Origin of the sequence: Syntrophomonas sp., assembly GCF_028707975.1 — a bacterium.
Classification (GTDB): Bacteria; Bacillota; Syntrophomonadia; order Syntrophomonadales; family Syntrophomonadaceae; genus Syntrophomonas.
This window is the reverse complement of record NZ_JAQVZX010000024.1, coordinates 12,822-29,553: the sequence shown is the minus strand read 5'-3', so window position 1 is coordinate 29,553 and position 16,732 is coordinate 12,822. Positions and strand designations below refer to the sequence as shown.

Annotated in this window: 18 protein-coding genes and 4 tRNA genes; 3 read left to right on the top strand and 19 right to left on the bottom strand. The window is 43.0% G+C overall.

Annotation, left to right across the window (positions count from 1 at the left end; all coding sequences use genetic code 11):
- The 10 genes from PHP87_RS05260 to PHP87_RS05215 all read right to left on the bottom strand — a co-directional run.
- The coding region (locus tag PHP87_RS05260; RefSeq protein ID WP_299919247.1) for a CapA family protein at positions 1-913 on the bottom strand (913 nt) is incomplete at its 3' end.
- A gap of 249 nt (positions 914-1,162) precedes the next feature.
- Positions 1,163-1,999, bottom strand: a complete 837-nt coding sequence (ylqF, locus tag PHP87_RS05255; RefSeq protein ID WP_299919245.1) for a ribosome biogenesis GTPase YlqF — start codon at positions 1,997-1,999, stop codon at positions 1,163-1,165.
- Positions 2,000-2,099: 100 nt separating this feature from the next.
- Positions 2,100-2,450 (bottom strand): 50S ribosomal protein L19, encoded by a 351-nt coding sequence (rplS, locus tag PHP87_RS05250; protein WP_011640894.1) that lies wholly within the window; start codon positions 2,448-2,450, stop codon positions 2,100-2,102.
- A gap of 115 nt (positions 2,451-2,565) precedes the next feature.
- Positions 2,566-3,144 (bottom strand): RNA methyltransferase, encoded by a 579-nt coding sequence (locus PHP87_RS05245; RefSeq protein WP_299919242.1) that lies wholly within the window; start codon positions 3,142-3,144, stop codon positions 2,566-2,568.
- A gap of 3 nt (positions 3,145-3,147) precedes the next feature.
- Positions 3,148-3,876, bottom strand: coding sequence for a tRNA (guanosine(37)-N1)-methyltransferase TrmD (trmD, locus tag PHP87_RS05240; protein WP_299919251.1), 729 nt, complete (start codon positions 3,874-3,876; stop codon positions 3,148-3,150).
- A gap of 68 nt (positions 3,877-3,944) precedes the next feature.
- Positions 3,945-4,463: a ribosome maturation factor RimM gene (gene rimM / locus PHP87_RS05235; protein WP_299919239.1), complete on the bottom strand. Its 519-nt coding sequence runs from the start codon at positions 4,461-4,463 to the stop codon at positions 3,945-3,947.
- 151 nt (positions 4,464-4,614) lie between these two features.
- Positions 4,615-4,851 carry a KH domain-containing protein gene (locus tag PHP87_RS05230; RefSeq protein WP_011640898.1) on the bottom strand — a complete coding sequence of 79 codons (237 nt, stop codon included), beginning with the start codon at positions 4,849-4,851 and terminating at the stop codon, positions 4,615-4,617.
- A gap of 28 nt (positions 4,852-4,879) precedes the next feature.
- A complete protein-coding gene (rpsP, locus tag PHP87_RS05225) occupies positions 4,880-5,146 on the bottom strand; it encodes a 30S ribosomal protein S16 (protein WP_299919234.1) in 267 nt (88 codons plus the stop codon).
- 156 nt (positions 5,147-5,302) lie between these two features.
- Positions 5,303-6,649 (bottom strand): signal recognition particle protein, encoded by a 1,347-nt coding sequence (gene ffh, locus PHP87_RS05220; RefSeq protein ID WP_299919232.1) that lies wholly within the window; start codon positions 6,647-6,649, stop codon positions 5,303-5,305.
- 12 nt (positions 6,650-6,661) lie between these two features.
- Complete coding sequence (locus PHP87_RS05215) at positions 6,662-7,006, bottom strand: putative DNA-binding protein (protein ID WP_299919229.1); 345 nt, start codon at positions 7,004-7,006, stop codon at positions 6,662-6,664.
- A 264-nt stretch (positions 7,007-7,270) separates the two neighbouring features.
- Here PHP87_RS05215 and PHP87_RS05210 point away from each other — a divergent pair, with 264 nt between their 5' ends.
- Entirely contained in the window at positions 7,271-8,116 is an 846-nt protein-coding gene (locus tag PHP87_RS05210; RefSeq protein WP_299919226.1) for a DegV family protein, read from the top strand.
- Positions 8,117-8,246: 130 nt separating this feature from the next.
- Complete coding sequence (locus tag PHP87_RS05205) at positions 8,247-8,798, top strand: hypothetical protein (RefSeq protein WP_299919223.1); 552 nt, start codon at positions 8,247-8,249, stop codon at positions 8,796-8,798.
- Positions 8,799-8,808: 10 nt separating this feature from the next.
- Here the strand turns inward: PHP87_RS05205 and PHP87_RS05200 are convergent, their stop codons facing one another.
- Together PHP87_RS05200 and PHP87_RS05195 are read right to left on the bottom strand one after the other, a co-directional pair.
- Complete coding sequence (locus PHP87_RS05200; protein WP_299919220.1) at positions 8,809-9,933, bottom strand: HD-GYP domain-containing protein; 1,125 nt, start codon at positions 9,931-9,933, stop codon at positions 8,809-8,811.
- 729 nt (positions 9,934-10,662) lie between these two features.
- Entirely contained in the window at positions 10,663-11,829 is a 1,167-nt protein-coding gene (locus PHP87_RS05195; RefSeq protein ID WP_299919217.1) for an HD-GYP domain-containing protein, read from the bottom strand.
- A 485-nt stretch (positions 11,830-12,314) separates the two neighbouring features.
- Between PHP87_RS05195 and PHP87_RS05190 the strand changes: the two genes are divergently transcribed.
- The gene (locus PHP87_RS05190; protein ID WP_299919216.1) at positions 12,315-12,767 is read left to right on the top strand and encodes a DUF188 domain-containing protein; all 453 of its coding nucleotides are present in this window, start codon (positions 12,315-12,317) and stop codon (positions 12,765-12,767) included.
- 66 nt (positions 12,768-12,833) lie between these two features.
- Here the strand turns inward: PHP87_RS05190 and PHP87_RS05185 are convergent, their stop codons facing one another.
- The 7 genes from PHP87_RS05185 to dnaG form a co-directional block, all read right to left on the bottom strand.
- Positions 12,834-13,067, bottom strand: coding sequence for a YkuS family protein (locus tag PHP87_RS05185; protein ID WP_299919214.1), 234 nt, complete (start codon positions 13,065-13,067; stop codon positions 12,834-12,836).
- A gap of 187 nt (positions 13,068-13,254) precedes the next feature.
- Positions 13,255-13,330: transfer RNA gene (locus PHP87_RS05180), tRNA-Val, on the bottom strand.
- A gap of 6 nt (positions 13,331-13,336) precedes the next feature.
- Positions 13,337-13,411, bottom strand: a tRNA-Glu gene (locus tag PHP87_RS05175).
- A gap of 102 nt (positions 13,412-13,513) precedes the next feature.
- A tRNA-Ile gene (locus PHP87_RS05170) sits at positions 13,514-13,589 on the bottom strand.
- Between the two features lie 133 nt (positions 13,590-13,722).
- Positions 13,723-13,797: transfer RNA gene (locus PHP87_RS05165), tRNA-Asn, on the bottom strand.
- 76 nt (positions 13,798-13,873) lie between these two features.
- Positions 13,874-14,944 (bottom strand): RNA polymerase sigma factor RpoD, encoded by a 1,071-nt coding sequence (rpoD, locus tag PHP87_RS05160; protein ID WP_299919212.1) that lies wholly within the window; start codon positions 14,942-14,944, stop codon positions 13,874-13,876.
- A complete protein-coding gene (dnaG, locus tag PHP87_RS05155; protein WP_299919210.1) occupies positions 14,941-16,716 on the bottom strand; it encodes a DNA primase in 1,776 nt (591 codons plus the stop codon). The genes rpoD and dnaG overlap by 4 nt, the downstream gene beginning before the upstream one ends.
- Between the last annotated feature and the right edge of the window lie 16 nt (positions 16,717-16,732).

Below are 16,732 nucleotides of genomic sequence, written 5' to 3'. Positions count from 1 at the left end.
TCAAAATTGTCTCTTTACCTTCCTCAATTCTATCTATAGTCTTTTCCACCGGAACTACCCGGAATTTCGTTTTGCCTGCTTCTTGATAGGAGTGGGAAAAGGTTGGAGTGTATGACACCTCATCCAAAAGGGTAATTCCGCTGGAAAAATCTTTGGTGAATTTAGCTTTCAGGACTATGCCGCTATTTCGTTCCTGTCCGATCTGATGACTAATGAAGTTGCCCATAGAGTAGATTACAAACTTATCCTTGTTCTCAATTTTAACGTTTTCCATGGTCTGAATAACATGGGGATGACTGCCCAATATCAGATCCGCTCCAGCTTCCAGAAAGCTATAGGCCTGCCTATTTTGTATGTCAGTTGGCCGAGGATTGTATTCCAGTCCCCAGTGCAGAACCAGCACCAAAACATCTACCTGGGGTCTAAGCACCTTGATATCAGCCAGAATTTTATTTTCATCAAGGAAATTTACTAGAAAAGAGTATTTATCTGGTAGCGGTATGCCATTGGTACCGTAGGTATAGGCCAGGTAAGCCACTTTTATACCTTTAATATCCTTTATCAAGTAAGTATGGCTGTCTTTTTCGTTTTTGTATGTTCCCAGGGTATCCAGACCTGCCTGCCGCAAAACCTCCAGGGTACGAATGGCTCCTTCTACTCCGCGATCCAGGCTGTGGTTATTGGCTGTCACCACCAGATCAAAACCGGCTTCCTGCAAGGTTTGCGCCATAGCATCAGGACTGTTGAATAAAGGATAACCGGTATAAGCGGAATCCGGGCCGGCCATAGCCGCCTCAAAATTGATTGAGCTGTAGTCTCCTTCCATAATCAAATCTCTTACCTCAGGAAAGAAGCTGTCAAAACAGTAAGAACCATCGGCTTGTAACCCAGACCATATCTGAGTATTGTGCATCAGACAATCGCCTGCTGCAGTAAGGGTAATACTCGCCATTCTCGGGGCGGGGGTACTTTTATTCTTTGAAATTGGTGAAACAACAGAGCTCCCCATAGGCTCCCGCTGGCAAACTGTCGCCTGGTATATAAAAAGAGAGGCCAAACTACCCAGGCTGATTAATATAAACACTAAAGCCAATCGTCTTAACATAAGGGCTCACTCCAAGCAAATCAAGCTGCGGGCATGGGGACGGTTCTTTTGCCCGCTTTAATCCAAGCTAACAGTCCCCAGTTTTCCCCGTCGGAATTCCTGCAGCAAAACCTGGCAAGTTTTATCCAGGTCAGGGACTCCTCCCTTAAGCAAGTATCCTCTCTTCCGGGCTATTTCCGCTAGCAGCTCTTCTCCAAGTTTATTTCCAGCATCCAAGCCCAATTTATCGACCAGGGTTTGCGGATATTTATCTTTTAAAATGGAGAGCAGGTAAAGCCCTACCTCATACTCACTGTAAGCATTCTCTCCCACTATATCCAGAAGAGCCAATTTTAATCCCTGCTTTTCATTTTCAACCCGGGGCCACATCAGGCCTGGTGTGTCCAGCAATTCAATGTCTTCCCGCACCCGCACCCATTGTTTACCTCTGGTTACACCCGGTTTGGCTCCGGTCTGAGCGATTTTCTGCCCCACCAGACAGTTCAAAAAAGTAGATTTCCCGATATTGGGAACCCCCATTACCATCGCTCGGATAGCTCTTGGTCTTCTACCTTTTCTTTGCAATTCCTCCGCCTTTTCCTGGAAGGCTGATTTTATGGTTTTTAAAAGTGCTTGACGACCCTTACCGCTGAGAGAATCCATAGCAGTTACCAAAAATCCCTCCTGCTTCAGGTCTTGCATATAACGGCGGATTGCTTCCGGCGACGCCAGGTCAGCTTTATTTAATATCATTACTATTTTCTTATTCCTGGCTATCCTCTCCAAATCACTATTCCGGCAGGAAAAAGGAGCCCGGGCATCAAGCAGTATCAAAGCTATATCAACCAACTTTATATTCTGTTCTATCTCTCTCCTGGCCTTTACCATGTGGCCTGGAAACCAGTTAATAGTCAAGGCATTTCCTCCTTTTTTCGTAAGTTGATAAAAAAATACTTTTCTCAACTTACGAAAAAAGAGAATACCTGCCTGGTATTCTCCTTCGTCGTTATTGATCTTAGTACCTGCCTTTTTCTTTTACCCGGGCCTTCTTGCCAGTAAGTTGGCGGAGGTAGTACAGGCGTCCCCTGCGAACTTTACCCCTTCTGGTCACTTCAATCCTGGCGATCTTGGGGGAATGCAGGGGAAATGTCCTTTCAACTCCAACTCCAGATGTGGTTCTCCTTACGGTAAAGGTTTGGGAAAGGCCGGTGCCTCTAATTTTTATTACCGTTCCTTCAAAAACCTGAAGCCTTTCCCGGGTACCCTCAACCACCTTGACATGAACCTTGACGGTATCTCCAGGGCCGAAGCGGGGCAGGTCTTTCTTATAGTATTCCTCTTCGATAGACTTGATTATGTTTTGCATCATCCAACCTCCTTCCAGAAGGTGTTCATACATTTTAGGCTAATGCAGCGGACCACCTTTTTTCACACAGAACAAAAACATTTTATCACAGGATACCTATAATCTCAAGGAAAAACTACAGGTTAAACCAGTATTCTCCTAGCAAGCGATCCAGAATTATAGATACGGCACTGCGCACCGACAGGTGATTATATCTCCTGTCCGCTTCAATAGGCTGCAAAATATAGTCACAAGCCTCCATTATTTCCTTCTGTATACCCCAACCGGTACCAAAGAGAAGCAAAAATGATTTCTCTTCATTAAAGACCATATTTTTTAGCTTACTATAGCTAATGGTATTGGAGTATAATCTCGCATCAGTTGCAACAGTAAAAACCTTATCTCCATTCATACTCTCCAGATATTCCCGTAGTTCTTCCAAAGTTGTAGCGGTTCTTATGATACTGAAAGCATCTTTGCGGTCAGGGTTGTATTCCCCCCCAAAACCTTCCTGCCAGTAGGAAATAATATCTCTTATCAGTTCGTGTTGGCTGGGGGAAGGGTGAACCAGAAAGAAAGCATCTACATCATAGGTACGGGCTGCCCGGGAGATATCGTGCAAGTCCAGGTTAGTTATGGAAGTTGTTATTATATCCATACGCTTGTTATACATGGGATAATGCAAAAGAGCTATATACACTTTGGCTTTTCTCAAGACTCATTTCTCCCTGTGGAATAGTATTTCCTGCAGTAAGCTTTCTTCTTCTGCGTCAAGGCATTTCTCCAATAAAAGCTCGGGGCGTTTTAAGAAAGTTCGTAAAAGACTCTGCTTTTTTCTCCAACGCCGGATATTTTCATGGTGCCCGGAAAGAAGAATCTCGGGAACTTCCTGCTCGCCATAGGAAGCCGGTCTGGTGTATTGTGGATATTCCAGTAGAGAATAGCTGAAGGATTCTTCCAGAGCCGAATTCTCATCCCCCAAGACCCCTGGTATTAACCTCGCTATAGCATCGACCAGCACCATAGCCGGAAGTTCACCCCCGGTTAGTATATAGTCGCCTATAGATATTTCCTCATTTACCCTGGCCATAATTCTCTCATCTATTCCCTCGTAATGTCCACAAATAATGAGCAGTTGCTCCATCCTGGCCAATTCCCGCACCCTGGTCTGGCTAAGCGGTTTACCCTGGGGAGACATATATATCACCCAGGAAGCAGAGTCCTTCACTTCTTCAATCGCAGTCCCCAGCACATCAGCTTTCAAAACCATGCCAGCCCCTCCGCCATAGGGGTAATCATCAACCTGCTGGTGGCGATCCCGCGCAAAATCTCTGATATTTATAGTATTAATAGTAAGTATTCCCTGTTCTCGGGCTCTTCTTATTATGCTCTCATTAAAGGGAGAAACAAACATCTCGGGAAACAGGGTTAAAATATCTATTCTCATAATCACCTCAGTAGCGGCTTTTTCTTCCTGCCCGCTTAACCACTGCCAGGTTTTTTCCCCTGACATGCTTAATCTTCAAGCAAACCGGGCAAAAGCTTAATCTCCATACGCTTTTCTTCCAGCTTTACTGCCAAAATTACATCTTTAATGGCAGGAATTAGTATTTCTCCGTATTGAGGAGAAGCTACTACATAAACATCATTGGCGCCAGTTTCAATTATTTCCTTCAACTCCCCCAGGAGACCCTTTTCTACATCGTATACAGAGAGACCCTGGAGTTGGAAGTGGTAGAAGTATCCTTCGGGCAAAGTATAAAGTTCACTCTCATCAATCTGCAAAACTGCATTCTGAAATTCCCGGGCAGCTTCCACTGTGTCTATACCTCTAAACTTAAATAAATAGTAATTTTTGTGAGCCTTTACCCCATCAATAAGGAATAGTCCTAGCTTTGCTCCCTGATTCAAAATTACTCTATCCAGCTTAAAAAAGCGTTCTGGGAAATCAGTAAGGGGAATCACTTTCATCAAGCCTGCGTAAGCAAAAGTTCCGGCAATTTTCCCTATAGCCACCAGCTTATCAGTATTCAAGCTACCACCTCCCGGGCTTTATTCTTCGCTTAAAAAAGCTTTATAAAAGAAATCTGCCCCATGCCGGTGAAAGTTAATCTTTAAACATAGAATAAAAAAGTAAGGAGTAAGGGTTGACCCGAATGAATACCAAATAGAAAGGGCTAATAAATTAGCCCTCCTTAACGATTTCTACAGCTACCCTTTTTCCTTCTTTGGCGGCTGTTGCTTTAGTCAGAGTACGAATGGCCTTGGCGATCTTGCCCTGTTTGCCGATTACCTTTCCCATATCATCAGCGGCCACCTTAAGCTCCAGTACCGTGGATCTTTCCCCCTCGCTTTCTCTGACCTCAACCTCGTCCGGATTATCCACCAGCGATTTGGCAATATACTCCACCAGTTCTTTCACTAAATTTCCCCCCTGCCTAGCTCTTATATTACTTGCGAATTTCCGCGAAGCGGGCCATAATTCCCTGTTTCTGCAAAAGCGACCTGGCTGTATCAGAAGGTTTAGCTCCACTGGCCAACCATTTAAGTGCTTTTTCTTCATCGATATTTACTGTTGCCGGAGTGGTGGAAGGATTATAATAGCCCAATTCTTCAATAAATCTGCCATCTCTGGGGTATCTTGAATCTGCTACGACCAAGCGGTAAAAGGGACTCTTCTTGGCTCCCATTCTCCTCAGTCTGATTCTTGTTGCCACATATTCACCTCCTTAAATTAACTTGAAATCTAAAGCATTATCTTTCGTGATTTCTAATAATAAAGTAGGGGGATTAATAAACCAAGTAGATTTTAGCTTTTCAGCACCCCCGCTTAGCTTCTCAGCACTGCTGCTGTTCTTTACAGGTATTGAGGATTAAAAAGGAAATCTTATGGGGGGCATTCCGCCTCTTTTTCCTTTTTTCCCGGTAAGGTCAGCAAATTGTTTCATCAATTTTCTGGACTCTTCAAACTGCTTTAAAAGGCGGTTTACCTCCTGAACCTTAGTCCCGCTACCCCGGGCAATCCTTTTTTTCCTGCTCCCATTAATGATAGTGGTATCTCTTCTTTCCTGTAAGGTCATAGATTTTATTATGGCTTCAATTCTCAGGATCTCTCTCTCATCAAACTCTCCTTTGAAGCCCTTCATCTGTTTTCCAATCCCGGGAATCATCCCTAACAATTCATCCAAGGGGCCCATTGACCTTACCTGCTGCATCTGCTCCAGGAAATCCTCCAAAGTAAATTCCTGTTTGCGAATTTTGCGTTCCATTTCCCGGGCTTTTTCCTGATCAATATTAGCCTGGGCTTTCTCCACCAGGCTCAGAATATCACCCATACCCAGTATACGGGATGCCATACGATCGGGGAAAAAAGTCTCCAAAGCATCCAGTTTTTCCCCCATACCGACATATTTTATCGGGCAACCAGTAACCGCTTTGACCGAAAGCGCGGCCCCCCCTCTGCTATCACCATCGAGTTTGGTTAGTATTACTCCGGTCAATCCCAGGTCCCGGTTGAAAGACTCGGCCACATTGACTGCATCCTGCCCAGTCATGGCATCAACCACCAGCAGGATCTCATGGGGATTGATCGCCAATTTTATCTGTTTCAGTTCATCCATTAGTTCTTCATTGATATGCAACCTTCCAGCTGTATCCAAAATGATTATGTCCCGGTTCTGGCTGTGGGCATATTCCAGGGAAGCCCTAGCGATATCGACCGGATTTGATTGGCCCATGGAAAAGACGGGTATTCCCACCTGCTCACCTAAAACCTGCAACTGTTTAATAGCTGCCGGGCGATAGATGTCACCGGCAACCAGTACCGGTCTTCTTCCCTGTTTAAGCAAATTTCGCCCTAGTTTAGCCACCGTAGTGGTTTTCCCGGCTCCCTGCAGTCCCACCAGCATATATATTGAAGGGGGTTTAGCCGCAAGGTTTAATTTACTTTCGCTTCCCCCCATCAAATCAGTCATTTCATCGTGGACAACCTTGATGATTTGTTGCCCCGGGGTCAGACTCTGCAATACCTCTTGCCCCACCGCCCTCTGACGAACCCGCTCCACAAAATCTTTGACCACTTTAAAATTGACATCCGCTTCCAGGAGAGCCAGGCGTACTTCCCGCATAGCAGACTTTACATCTTCTTCACCTATTTTGCCTTTTCCGCGAAGCTTTTTAAATATATCCTGCAGCCGATCTGACAAACCTTCAAATGCCACGGTATCGCTCCTTTATACCGACTCCATAATATTGCGGAGTATTTTTCTAGCTTTTTCTATTTCATTCTGCCCTAAACAGCCTTGCTGCTTCAATAAAGCATAGACCTCTTCCAATCCCCGGCGGGTAATCGCAAATTTATCCACCAATCCCAGGCGCTCCTCATATTCCTGTAACGCAGTTTCTGCTCTTTTAAGTACATCATAAACCGCCTGACGGCTGGTTCCCCTATTTTCCGCAATCTCTGATAAGGACCAGTCATCTTCATAGTAAAGACTCATAAGATCCTGCTGTTTTGAAGTCAGCAAAGGGCCATAAAAATCTTTAAGCATAATCATGTGTTCTGTTTTCTCCAGCATAGCAACTCTTCTCCTTCGTAAAGGGAAATTGCTTTACACAACAATATTACTTTTATTGTTCACTGTTGTCAAATATTCATTAGATTTTTTTGCCCAACAACAAAAAATCATCTACAATATGCTTAGTATTCTTATATGGTTAAAATAATGCTTGTTTTTGTTGAAATGCTTCTTTTATCCTACAACAAACGCTTCATGAGTAGCTAGCGCTTGTTGACAGGCCTATTGGCAAAAAAATCAGTATTAATACGGGAGTTGAATATTATGCAAGAAAAAGTTGCCCTGCTATGTGACAGTATGTGTGATCTGCCTCGCGGCTTTATTGAAAAGTTTAATATCAAGGTTGTTTCCGCCAGAGTAATCTATCCCCAGCACGAATACGCTGACCGAGTGGACATTCAACCCGAAGAAGTTTATGCCCGTATGCCCCAGGAAATCCCTACAACTGCCATGCCACCATTACAAGAAATCAAAGAGGTGTTTGAAAATATTCGTCGCGAGGGCTTTACTCATGTGCTGGCGGTTCACATCTCCAGTGGTCTCTCCGGCACTGTTCAAGCCGTCAAGCTTGTTGCCAAAGATATTCAAGACATGAAGGTTGAAGTAGTTGATACTAAAACCTTATCCATGGCAACTGGATGGCTAGTGCTGGATGCCGCCCGCAATATTGCCAATGGGTGGAGCTTTGAAAAAACACTGGAAAGCCTGAAGAAGCTGCAAAACAAGATGCACATTTATTATGTTATTGAAACCTTGGAATATTTGCGTCGTGGTGGAAGAATCGGGTTGGTTGCCAGCATGCTGGGAGAATTTTTGCACCTTAAACCCATCATTTCAGTTAATTTGGAAGGAAAGTATTTTACCTTCTGTAAGGCTAAAGGACGCAAAAAATCCATAGAAAAATTGATTGAACTGGTGGAACAAACCATGAAAGACAAACCCTTCAATCTGGCTATTCTGCACGGGGGTGCGAAAGCTGAGTGTGAAGCTATTTTAGAAAGAATGCGTAATCTTCCCAATCTCAGGGAAGTAATCACTTCAGATATAAGCCCGGCACTGGGAGTGCATACCGGTCCGGGACTACTGGGAGTGTGTTTTCACGAAGTTTAGGGGACAATAGGGCAGTTTTGGTTCTGGCTCCAGCTATCGGGGCTTATATGAAACTTCACCCGCTTTAGTAATTGTAAATTATTGTAATTTATCTTATAATATACTTACTAAAGATTCGGGGTGAAATTAATTGCCGAGAAGAATAATTTATCTGCTACTGATAAGCATGATTTTTACCTTTAGCCACTCTACCGCACTTTCCCAGGATTGGGGAAGCATTCCCCCAATATTTTATCCTGTTAACCAAGGCTCAGATGAAGTTCAGCAGGCTTATTCTGCCATGGTCAAAAACTTTCAACTCTATTCTTCTCTGCTTGAAGATGTTGATTCCTCTACGGAACATTTAATTAGCCTGCATGCTAACGATAAAGATGAAGCCATCAACTATCTTTCCCCTGGATTTGAGCCTAACCTGGCTTCTGATATAGTTGAGGCATATACGCAGTGGATTCCTGGTATACAAAAGCTGGTGATTGTCCCCTGCGATGGTATCCCTGTTTTAACTCAAGCGGACTATAATAAATGCAGCTTTTACCAACCAAACCATAGCAGCGTTATTTTTCGACGTTCTTATTCAGGGTGTTACTCTGAACAGGACTCTTATCTTTTCATGGTTCACCTTTCTTATGTTGACGAATCCTGGAAAATCGAAAAACTTGAACTGTTGGAAAGTTCAGATTAAATCAACCTGCTCAGGAGCCTGTCCTAGCTTCATTCCTCTGCATATAAATCTTGGAACGAACCAGGTCGGTTTCTTCGTTGCTGAGTCTCTTAAGAATATTAATTTCAGTAGTTTTTTGCAGGTCAATTTCAAAGGGCGGGTGTATTAAATTGTAGTCACGGTCACATATTACATGCACCGTAGGACGCGTGGAATTAATCCGGGTAACCGATGTAACTAAAGCAATATGCCCCGTGTTAAGACTCAAAAGGCATCCTACCGGGTATATGGCTATATTCGATGCAAATGCTTCAACAATTTCCGGGTCGTAATAACTATTAGATAGCTTTCTTAGAATGATAAGAGCTTCAGTAGTGGAGTATCCCTTTCGAAAAGGCCGGTCCGCGACTACCGCATCAAAAGTATCCGCAACTGCAACAATTAAGGCGTATTCTAGAATTTGCTTTCGATCCAACATGCGGGGATATCCAGAGCCATCAACTCTTTCATGATGCTGGTAAGCAATATGCGTTACCTTGGTCGGCACTTCCCGGTAAGTTCTTAAAATATTGAAACCGATTTCGGGGTGTTTCCTAATTAGTGCATTTTCGCTTTCTGTTAGTTGACCATTTTTATTAATAATAACCGGGTCAATCATAATCATACCTATATCATGGAGTAAAGCGCCTAAACCGAGATCTATCACTTTTCCTTCCGTATATCCCATAGTTATGGCCGTCATCATTGAAAATATTGCTACATTTATTGAATGAAAAAATAAATAGTCATCATGGGCTCGAATATCATCCAGTTGAATAAGAAGGTTATGATTGCTTAATATATCATCAAGCAACATAGTAACAACCATTCTTATACTTTTTAAATCCAAAGTTTTCTTGGCGGAATAATTCTTTATCGAATTACTCAAGGTACTTGAAACCGCTGAAAGAACCTGGTTGGAAACTACCTGCGGTATATCAATATCCGCCAATCCGTCTTTGATATATATCGATTTAAAACCTAATAATCGCAATCTTTCAATATATGCTTCTGAAAGCTGGGAATTCTCCGTTAACAGAGCCCTCCCATCAGACCCAATTACCGTCCTGGCTATTACCATTCCCGGTTCTAATTCCTCCATCGGCACCCTTTTCATTAAACCATCCCCCTTAAAAGAATAAAATACATACCATTTATCTCTCTTGCATATCCGGAAAAAATACAACTTGAAGTTTACATATGTACGAATCGTCCCTCCCGTATGAAGCTAAGAACTATTTCCTGTTTTACCCCAGTTTCCCGGACCACATCAATAAGGCTAACACCAGGGTTGTCTCTAATAAAATTGCGGACAATACTATATTCCTGTTCTACAAGTCCAGTACAGTGAGGACATAATACCTGTTTTGAGTTATAGGTAAATAGCTGCTTACATTTAGGACAATTACGTATTTCAGCCATAAAGAATCTCATCCCCTTCTTGCTTTTTGGTATTTTTTATATAAATGAGTCATAGATTATATCCCTAATAAAATAAGTTAATTATGTTATTTATTCCGTTTATATGACTTCGTTCGACATCCTTTGATATAGAGTAACCTAAAATATAAAGTATTACGCCCTCCTTTGGTCCTGAATTGCATGGGACTTTTTATCCTATTTAGGATTACTGTCCTTCCCCAGAGACCTTATTTTTAAAATAATTTTGTCCTAACTTAACCCCAGGACTTTTATTCGCTTTAAACTATATGCAGTGTTTAAAATAGTGAGGGGGAGGTAAGCGAACAATCTTCGCTTACCTCCCCCTCACTACATATGAACAAAATTACACATAGCTGCTTCGCCCAATTACTTAGTGATAGTGGAAACTATTTTATTTTCGTAATTATAAAATTGCATAGCTCTTTTCGCTGTCAATCTTGGTGCTCTCAGTTTGGTGTTTTATCTTCCGACTGGCAATTCTGGAACGAACAAGTTCAGTTTCCTCATAGCTTAGCCTTCTTTTAATCTTGAATCCCTTTATTTGCTGAAGATTGATCTGAAAAGGTTTTTCAATAAAGTTCAGTTCATGGTCCAAGATTACATAAACCACCGGAGATAGAGAATTAACTTTGGTAACAGAGGTGACAACAGCAATGTGGCCAGTATTGAGGCTTACGAGACAACCAATCGGATACAGGGCGATATTAGTGGCAAAGGCTTCAACAACTTCCGCATCAAAGTAATTATTAACCAATCTTCTTATAATTATCATGGCTTCCGTAGAAGAATATCCCCGGCGAAAAGGTCGGTCTGAAACAACGGCATCGAAAACATCAGCTATCGCTACTATAGACGCATACTCCAGGATTTGTTTTTTGTCCAGTTTTCGCGGATACCCTGAACCATCAAATCTTTCGTGGTGTTGGTAAGCAATGTGGGCTACCTTGGTCGGCACTTCCCTGTAGGTGCGTAAAATATTAAAACCGATTTCCGCATGTTTATGGATTTCTTCTCTCTCCTCGGCAGTTAGTTCTCTTTCCTGTGCTGATTTAAAAATAGTCGAGTCAATCATAATCATACCTATATCATGCAACAATGCTCCCAATCCCAAGTCCACAAGCTTGGCTTCCGGATATTCCATACTTAAACCGGTCATCATGGATAAAACAGCTACATTAATGGAGTGAAACAAAAGGTAATCATCATAGGCCCGAATATCTTCCAGATGGATAATAACATTTCTATTGGTCACTATATCCTCCAGCAGCAAGGATATCATCTTCCTAAGCTGAGAGATATCCAGGGTTTTTCTAGAGGAAAATGTTTTAAACATACTATTCACATTGCTGGAAACAGCAGTTAGCACCTGGGCAGAAATAACTTCCGGTATTTCAATATCAGCTAAACCATCTTTAATGTAAAGCGAACTAATTCCTAATTGTTGCAATCTCTGTATATAAGTTTCATTCAAGCGCGTATTCTCGGTAAGCAAAGCCCTGCCATCTGCTCCAATTATAGTCCGGGCAATTACCATACCGGATTCCAGTTCTTCCATAAATACTCTCTTCATGAGCCTTCCTCCCTCTAATTCAGGAGTACTTAATGCCGACTTTAGCCTGCATCCTGGTTAGTTAATTCTAGAATAACACAAGCGTCACAATATATCTTCTTACCAAAAGCGCATTTTGTATAGGACTTTGGTGTAAATTTAAAAATTTATTATAATTTAGGCTGGTTGCCTCTTCATAATTTGACTTTACATAGATATCATGTAATTCTAAGGATATTTAATTCATGATGTCACTGCAAAAAACCCTTTTTGTTGCATAAGGGTTGCATGAATATACAAAACGAGCGTTGGTGAAGGTGAAAGCGGGCGGTCGAAGACCGCCCCTACAATGCCTTGCGGTCGCTAGTTGTTGCGCCTGATTCGGAACGACACGGGGGTCGTTCCCTACACACCCTGCGGTCGCTATTAAGGTTGCTGAGCGGTATAAGTCTGAAAGAAACTTTTTTCATGAAATTTTCTGCCTCAAGAAAGGAATGGTTATAAGAATGAAAATAATAGTGGATGCGGATGCCTGCCCCAGACCGGTTCTGCAAAGCTGCCTTGAATTAGGTTGTAAGTATGATGTTCCCGTCTGGACAGTAGCCAGTTTCAACCACCATATTAAATCTGACCACCATATAGTGGTAGGAAATGCTTCCCAGGAAGCTGATCTTAAGGTAATAAACTTGACCCAACGGGGTGACATGGTTATAACTCAGGACTGGGGGCTGGCAGCTATGGTCCTGGGTAAGGAAGCCCGCTGCCTCTCCCCTGCTGGCCGTGAATACCGCAATGAAAGCATGGACTTCCTCTTAGAAGAAAGAGAAATAAAGGCTAAATTACGCCGGGCTGGTGGTCACACTAAAGGCCCCAGGAAGAGAAGATCTGAAGATAATCTACGTTTTCAAAGAAACCTGGAAAAATTATTGCTTACTATCCTCCCACGCCCCCAGCCCTAATATCGACCTGACACTTAAGCAGGTATTATTCTGGGTTAAATTGATATTATTTTGGTTAATTTTGGGTTACCTCGAAATACTATCCCAGACTTCTTCCGGAGTTTTTCCCCGCGCCTCAATAACTGGAGCTATGGTTACAATATCCTGCATCCCCATCAGGTTTTTATCCAGGCCTGATATAACCACTGCGTCCACAGGGATATTCCACCCTGAACCAACATCAACCACCAGGCAACCACGAGCTTCAAGATACTCTTTTATTGGAGTCAGATTATTTTCTACTGCAATAACCTTTTCCATTTTTACACCCCACTATCAAAGTTGTAAGTTTTAATTATTATGCTTTATCTATAGGGGGTTTATGTAAAACATATTCATAAAAGAAAACTCAATAACCTCTACTGCTCTTTCATTAAATATCCCATTCACTAGCATTCAGCTTCCCCAACGAAAAAAACCGCGGCATTTCGCGGTTTTTTGCTTGCAATGGTGGGCGATGACAGGCTTGAACTGCCGACCCCCTGCTTGTAAGGCAGGTGCTCTCCCAACTGAGCTAATCGCCCTGATTATGGTGACCCCTGGGGGACTCGAACCCCCGTTACCGCCGTGAAAGGGCGGTGTCTTAACCGCTTGACCAAGGGGCCATTAGGTGCAGGTCCGAAGACTCTGCTAATTGCGGGATTCATGCTCTTGCCAGTATGGCATCCGTTTTCCGCCTTCCGACATCCGACTTCCGTTTTCTAATATGGTGGGCCTACCAGGACTCGAACCTGGGACCAACCGGTTATGAGCCGGTAGCTCTACCAACTGAGCTATAGGCCCGGAATGCCGGGAAACCCCGCAAGAGTTAGTATATAAAAAATCCTGACAAAGGTCAATAGTAAAACTTATTACCAGAGGATTTTTTTCAAGTAAAAAGCGGTAACTTGAAAAGGGTTACCGCTATATTTTGCACTGGCTCCCCGAGTAGGATTCGAACCTACAACCCTCCGGTTAACAGCCGGATGCTCTACCGTTGAGCTATCGAGGAAAATGCCCCAACGAAGACTATTATATAGTTTTCCTCATTTGCTGTCAACCATACAATAAGGCGGAAAGCCCGTTTCTTATTCGATATAATCTTTGAGTTTCTTGCTGCGTGAAGGATGCCTTAGCTTACGTAATGCTTTGGCTTCAATCTGCCGTATACGCTCCCGGGTAACTCCAAACTCCTGCCCAACCTCTTCCAGGGTCCGGGGACGTCCATCATCCAGACCAAAACGCAAACGTAACACCTTTTCCTCTCTTTCGGTAAGGGTATTAAGTATTCCATCCAGGTGTTCCCTTAATAAGACAAAAGATGCTGATTCCTCTGGGGATTCGGCTTCCTCATCGGTAATAAAATCCCCGAGGTGACTATCATCTTCTTCTCCAATGGGAGTTTCCAGTGAAACTGGTTCCTGAGCTACTTTCATTATTTCGATGACTCGTTCCACAGCTATATCCATTTCCTCAGCAACTTCAGCCGGAGTAGGCTCTCTACCGAGAATCTGCAAGAGGCTTCTTTGTACCCGGGATAACTTGTTTATGGTTTCTACCATGTGAACCGGAATTCTGATAGTCCTGGCCTGGTCGGCAATAGCCCTGGTTATGGCCTGGCGTATCCACCAGGTAGCATAGGTGCTGAATTTGTAACCCTTACGGTAGTCGAACTTCTCCACTGCCTTCATGAGGCCCAGATTTCCTTCCTGAATTAAATCCAGAAAAAGCATACCCCGTCCCACATAGCGCTTGGCAATGCTTACCACCAATCGAAGATTGGCCTCAACCAGTTGTCTCTTGGCTTCCTCGTCACCCTCCTCAATCCTTTGAGCTAGATCGATCTCTTGAGCAGCAACGAGCAATGGTACCCGGCCGATTTCCTTGAGATACATCCTGACCGGGTCATCTATTTCAATTCCATCAGGGATGACTACCTCTTCAGTTTCGACACTCTCGTTTTCTTCATCAGCATCCTGCTCAGCTCCTATTGTTATTCCCAAAGTTTGGAGATGCTCAAATATATCGTCTATCTGATCTGCTTCCAAATTAAAGCTCTGCAATTCCTCTGTAATCTCTTCATAGCTAAGTTTTTTCTTCTTCTTCCCTTTTTCCGCCAGAGATCCTACTGCTTCTGCTAATTTCCTGTCCAGTTTCATCTTTTCCCCCCTTCCTGGATATCATTTAGAAAGCTATTTAAATTAAGAATAAATCTTAGAAAACTATGGAAGTTCCCTTCACTGTCCAAGTCTTTGAGTAAATAAAATTGCTTTTTCCAGGCTAATTCTTCATTTTTTCTTTCCACTTCGCGAACAAAGCGCTTGATTTCCATTTCCCCGGGCAGTGATTCTTCTTCCATCAAAAGAGCCAAACGGGCAAAAACAGAACCTAACCCTTGCTGGTTGGCTAGAAATCCTAATCGTTCCAAAAAATCATCGTTGTTGATTTTTAGCTTTTCATAGAGTTCCGCCAGGGCTCTTAAATCTCCTTCCAAAAACTCCAATCCAATCCGGTTCTTTATGAAATCAAAAAGTTCCGGTTTTTTTAACATAGAGGCTAACATTCTCTCATTCATTTCATAATTGACGTATTTTATATTATCTCTTATTATCTTGCTTTTATTCCTTTTTATACCTGATTTATCGCGTTCCCGTTTTCTTAATTCCCGGTAAACCAGGTTTTCTTCTACCTTCAATTTTCGGGCCAGGACTTTGATATAATGATCCTTTTCCAGTTCACTGTTTAACTGCTCTATATCATCTCTCAAATAGTTTATTGTTCTAACCTGGCTTTCCAGGTTTAGCTCTTTTTCGTGGCTCAGATATCGGTTTATCTTAAATTCTATGTTGCTAAGCTTATTATTCTGTATATACCGCAAAAATTCCTCTTTTCCATATCTTTCTATATAGTCATCAGGGTCCTCCCCTATAGGAAGGCTTACCACAGATACTTTGAGTCCTTCATCCCCCATGATTTCGAGCGCTCTGATGGTCTCCCTCTGCCCGGCTTCATCCCCATCATAGAGCAGCAATACTCTTTCGCAATATCTCTGCAAGAGCCTTGCCTGCTCCGCAGTTAGAGCTGTTCCCATGCTAGCCACGACATTACTAATACCTGCCTGCTGCAGTTTGATACAGTCCATATAGCCTTCCACGATTATGGCCTCATTAGCCTGGCGTATGGAATCTCGGGCTTGGAACAATCCATAAAGCACTTTGCGCTTGGAAAATAGCTCGGTTTCCGGTGTATTAAGGTACTTGGGAAGGCTATCATCCAGCACTCTTCCTCCCAACCCCACAATATCACCGTTATAATGCATAATCGGAAATACCAGGCGCCGGCGCAACAAATCATAAAAACTGTTTCTATTTTCACTACGCTTTATTAAGCCCGATAATTTAAGGTATTCCTGGGAATATCCCTTTTTTAAAAGGTATTCCTCCAGCCTGGTCCAGCCATCTGGAGCATAACCTAATTGATATTTCTTTATGCTTTCAGCTTTAATTCCCCTCCTGCCCAGGTATTCCCGGGCTTCCTGGCCGGATTTGCTGCTTAGAACCTGATGGTAATAATCAACCGCAGCCTGGTTCACCTCAAGCACCGGTCTTCTATGGTCAGTCTTTTTTCCGGAGCGGGTTTTTGTCAGCTCGATTCCGGCCTTCCCCGCCAGATACTCCAGGGCTTCTCTAAATTCAAGCCCATCTCTTTTCATTACAAAGGAAAAGAGATCCCCACCCGCGTGGCAGCCAAAACAATAGAACATATTCTTATCCGGAGTTACGCAAAACGATGCCGTTTTTTCCTGGTGGAAGGGGCATAATCCCCAATAACGGTTACCTTTACGACTCAGGTTAACGCTTTCAGATACAATATCTACAATATCCAGTCTGGTCTGAATTTCTTCCAGCATCTGGTCGTCGTATGTTGCCAATGTCTTCACCTACTAT

Excerpts from the sequence above, each read along its gene's own strand:
- rplS (WP_011640894.1), bottom strand. The coding sequence starts at position 2,450 with ATGCAAAACATAATCAAGTCTATCGAAGAGGAATACTATAAGAAAGAC.
- trmD (WP_299919251.1), bottom strand. The coding sequence starts at position 3,876 with ATGAGAATAGATATTTTAACCCTGTTTCCCGAGATGTTTGTTTCTCCC.
- PHP87_RS05215 (WP_299919229.1), bottom strand. The coding sequence starts at position 7,006 with ATGCTGGAGAAAACAGAACACATGATTATGCTTAAAGATTTTTATGGC.
- PHP87_RS05210 (WP_299919226.1), top strand. The coding sequence starts at position 7,271 with ATGCAAGAAAAAGTTGCCCTGCTATGTGACAGTATGTGTGATCTGCCT.
- PHP87_RS05200 (WP_299919220.1), bottom strand. The coding sequence starts at position 9,933 with ATGAAAAGGGTGCCGATGGAGGAATTAGAACCGGGAATGGTAATAGCC.
- PHP87_RS05195 (WP_299919217.1), bottom strand. The coding sequence starts at position 11,829 with ATGAAGAGAGTATTTATGGAAGAACTGGAATCCGGTATGGTAATTGCC.
- PHP87_RS05190 (WP_299919216.1), top strand. The coding sequence starts at position 12,315 with ATGAAAATAATAGTGGATGCGGATGCCTGCCCCAGACCGGTTCTGCAA.
- PHP87_RS05185 (WP_299919214.1), bottom strand. The coding sequence starts at position 13,067 with ATGGAAAAGGTTATTGCAGTAGAAAATAATCTGACTCCAATAAAAGAG.
- rpoD (WP_299919212.1), bottom strand. The coding sequence starts at position 14,944 with ATGAAACTGGACAGGAAATTAGCAGAAGCAGTAGGATCTCTGGCGGAA.